General features: G+C 75.4%; 4 protein-coding genes. 1 reads left to right on the top strand and 3 read right to left on the bottom strand.

The features are described from left to right. Nucleotides 1-76 precede the first annotated feature (76 nt). Complete coding sequence (locus FOE67_RS20175) at nucleotides 77-856, top strand: methyltransferase domain-containing protein (RefSeq protein ID WP_182666256.1); 780 nt, start codon at nucleotides 77-79, stop codon at nucleotides 854-856. 21 nt (nucleotides 857-877) lie between these two features. Here the strand turns inward: FOE67_RS20175 and FOE67_RS20170 are convergent, their stop codons facing one another. From FOE67_RS20170 to FOE67_RS20160, 3 genes are all read right to left on the bottom strand, one after another. Beyond that, nucleotides 878-1,138, bottom strand: a complete 261-nt coding sequence (locus tag FOE67_RS20170; RefSeq protein ID WP_228474087.1) for a hypothetical protein — start codon at nucleotides 1,136-1,138, stop codon at nucleotides 878-880. Between the two features lie 181 nt (nucleotides 1,139-1,319). Beyond that, entirely contained in the window at nucleotides 1,320-1,745 is a 426-nt protein-coding gene (locus tag FOE67_RS20165) for a CBS domain-containing protein (protein WP_182666253.1), read from the bottom strand. A gap of 248 nt (nucleotides 1,746-1,993) precedes the next feature. Then, on the bottom strand, nucleotides 1,994-3,442 hold the full coding sequence (locus FOE67_RS20160) for a M20/M25/M40 family metallo-hydrolase (protein WP_182666254.1): 1,449 nt from the start codon (nucleotides 3,440-3,442) through the stop codon (nucleotides 1,994-1,996). Nucleotides 3,443-3,490: the final 48 nt, after the last annotated feature.

The following is a 3,490-nucleotide window of genomic DNA, read 5'->3' as shown; positions in this document are numbered from 1 at the left end:
CAGGCGCCCCACCGGATCCGCGACCCCGCACCCCGGGGGACCCGCGGCGGTCTACGCCCACGGCCACCACGCCTCGGTGCTGCGCTCGCACCGATGGCGGACGGCGGAGAACTCGGCGGCCCACCTGCTGCCCCACCTGCGACCGGGGATGACCCTCCTGGACGTGGGGTGCGGCCCGGGCACCATCACGCTCGATCTGGCCGAGCGGGTCGCGCCGGGCACGGTGATCGGCATCGACCCGGCCCCCGAGGTGGTGGGGATCGCCCGTGGGGAGGCGTCGGCGCGGGGGGTCACCACCGGGAACCCGCGCTTCGTGACGGGTGACATCACCGCCCCGGAGGAGGCGGGCCTGCCCGCCGGGGGCTTCGACGTGGTGCACGCGCACCAGGTGTTGCAGCACCTGGGTGACCCCGTGGGGGCACTGCGCACGATGCGCCGGCTGTGCCGGCCCGGCGGGCTGGTGGCGGTCCGCGACACCGACTACGCCGCGATGACCTGGTGGCCCCGGCCGCCCGCGCTGGATCGGTGGGCCGAGCTGTACCCGCGGGTGGCCCGGGCGGCCGGCGGGGAACCCGACGCGGGTCGGCGGCTGTGGGGGTGGGCCCGGGAGGCGGGCTTCACCGACATCACACCCTCGGCCTCGGCCTGGTGCTTCGCCGAACCGGCCGACCGGGAGTGGTGGGGCGGGTTGTGGGCGGAACGGAGCGTGGCCTCGGAGTTCGCCCGCCTCGCGGTGGCCGGCGGCCACGCCACGGAGGAGGAGTTGTCGGAGATCTCGGCGGGGTGGCGGGAGTGGGCGGCCGCCGGGGACGGCTGGTTCGCGGTGCTGCACGGCGAGGTGCTCTGCCGCGGGTGATCCGCTCCGGGGGGTTCGACCTCACCGCCGACCGTGGCGGTATCCGAGGTATCCGCCGACCAGCAGGCCGATCAGGAGGGTGCCCAGCAGGGCCACCCACAGGGGCATCACGACCTCGGGGACCAGCAGGCGGATCCGGGTCTGTCGGGTGTTCTGGAAGACGAAGACCAGGGTGGCGGCGGTGACCAGCAGGGCCACGATCCGGCCGGGGGTCAGGAAGGCCCGGACCCGGCCGGGGGGTCGCCGGTCGGCCGCCCCCGCGGAGGGCGTGCGCGCAGTCATGGCTCCAGCATGCTCCGGCTCCCGGCGCTCCGCAGCCCGGGAGCCGGCGGCCCGGCGGTCGGCCTCCGGTCCCCGGACGCCGGAACGCCCCCGCCGGCAGGGGATGGGCCGGCGGGGGCGGGTCTCCGGGACCCGGCACGCGTCCCCGGACACCGGGGGCCGGGTCGGTGGATCCGGTGGATCAGCGCGACTCGGCGTAGACGTGCTCGCAGAAGGCGGCGATGCGGTCCTCGTCCAGGTGACGGACGAGGTCGGCCTCGCTGATCATGCCGACGAGTCGCTTGTCCCCGTCGATGACCGGCAGCCGGCGGATCCGGTGCTCCGTCATCTCCCGGAGCACCTCGTCGACATCGGCCTCGGTCCCCACCCACCGCGGGGTCCCCTCCGCCAGATCTCCGCAGGTCACCTTCGAGGGATCGTGGCCGGCGGCCACGCACTTCACCACGATGTCGCGATCGGTGACGATGCCGCACATCCGGTCGTCGTTGTCGCTGATGGGCAGGGCTCCCACGTCGAGTTCGCGCATCAACTGGGCCGCGCGGTCCAGGGTTTCCCCGGCCGGAATCCAGCGGACACCGGCGTGCATGATGTCGGCGGCGGTGGTCATCTTCTGCCTCCCGGAGGTCTCGTTCGCGTGCTGTCACCCCGTTCGGGGCCGCGTGTCGATCGGCCTCCCCGCTCCGCCGCCGGGCCGTGCCCGGAACCGGCGGCGCGACGCGACGGGGCCGCCGGGAACACGACGATCCCACCCGATCGGGGCACTCCATCCACCCTAGGGGCGATGTGTCCCGTATGCCCACCGGAACCGCCGGCCGGGGCGGCACGGGGTCGGGTCCGTGCCGCCCCGGCCGGTGGTCAGAGGGTGCGCAGGGCGCGATCCAGGGCCCGGACGCCGAAGTGCAGGGCCTCGGCCGGAACCCGCTCGTCCACGCCGTGGAACATCGCCTGGTAGTCGAAACCGGGCGGCAGTCGCAGCGGTGTGAACCCGTAACCGACGATGCCCAGTCGGGCGAACTGCTTGGCGTCGGTCCCGCCGGACATGAAGTACGGCACCACGTGGGCGCCGGGGTCGAAGTGCAGCAGCGAACCGCGCAGCACCGCGTAGGTCCGCGAGTCCAACGGGGCCTCCAGGGGCCTTTCGTGGTGGTGGTACTCCCACTCCACCCACGGGCCGGTGAGCCGGTCCATGGTCTCGGTGAACTCCTCCTCCCCGCCGGGCACCACGCGGCCGTCCACCGCGCCGGCGGCCCGCCCGGGGATGACGTTGATCTTCCCCCCGGCCTCCAGGACGGTGGGGTTGGCGCTGTTGCGCAGGGTGGAGCGGACCAGGGCGGCGGCCGGGCCGATCGCGTCGAGGAGTTCGGAGACGGCGCGCTCCCGGACCGCGATGTGCGCGGCGTCCCCCGGGGTGTCGGCGAGGACGGCCTCCCAGGCCCGACGGCAGCCGTCGGGCCCCTCGCGGTCGGCGTCCGCGCCGGCCGGGTCCCCGTCGCCCCGCGGGGGGCGGACGTCGTGCAGCACGGCCAACTCGACCAGGGCTGCGCGCACGGCGGGCGCCGGGCGCAGCGGCCAGTGGTGCTCGGCGATGCGGTTCACGGCGGCGGCCAGCCGTGCCACGGCGTTCTCCCGATTGACCTTGGATCCGTGGCCGGCGCGTCCCCGGGCGGTGAGCCGTACCCAGGAGGTTCCGCGCTCACCGGCGGCCACCGGGTACAGCCGTCGGCCGTCGGTGGTGTGGCAGGTGAAGGCCCCGGACTCGCCGATGGCCTCGGTGCACCCCTCGAACAGGTCGGCGTGTTCGCGCACCAGGTGGCCGGCGCCGTACTCGGCGGTGTCCTCCTCGTCGGCGGTGAAGGCGAGGACGATGTCGCGGCGCGGGCGCACCCCGGCCCGGGACCAGGCGCGCACCAGGGCCACGGTCATGGCCACGGCGTTCTTCATGTCCACCGCGCCGCGCCCCCACACCACGCCGTCCCGGATCTCCCCGGCGAAGGGGGGCACGGTCCAGTCGGCGGCGTCCGCGGGAACCACGTCCAGATGACCGTGCACCAGGAGGGCGTCGGCCCGGGGGTCGGAACCGGACAGGCGGGCGACGACATTGGTGCGACCGGGGGCCTTCTCCAGCAGGCGGGGTTCGAGTCCGGCCCCGGCCAGGCGCTCGGCGACCCACTCGGCCGCCTCGCGTTCCCGGCCGTCCCCGCCCCCGCGGTTGACGGTGTCGATGCCGATCAGTTCGGCGGTTCCGTGCACCGCCTCGTCCAGGGCCCGCCGGTCGACGGGATCGGGGGGATCCGCCCCGGGCACACCGGGATCCGGGCGACGGGGACGGTCGGCGGCGGGGTCGGTCACCGG

The organism is Streptomyces calidiresistens, from assembly GCF_014141525.1.
In the GTDB taxonomy this organism is placed as follows: Bacteria; Actinomycetota; Actinomycetes; order Streptomycetales; family Streptomycetaceae; genus Streptomyces; species Streptomyces calidiresistens.
The sequence above is the reverse complement of the archived record's forward strand: the minus strand, read 5'-3'. Positions and strand labels throughout refer to the sequence as shown.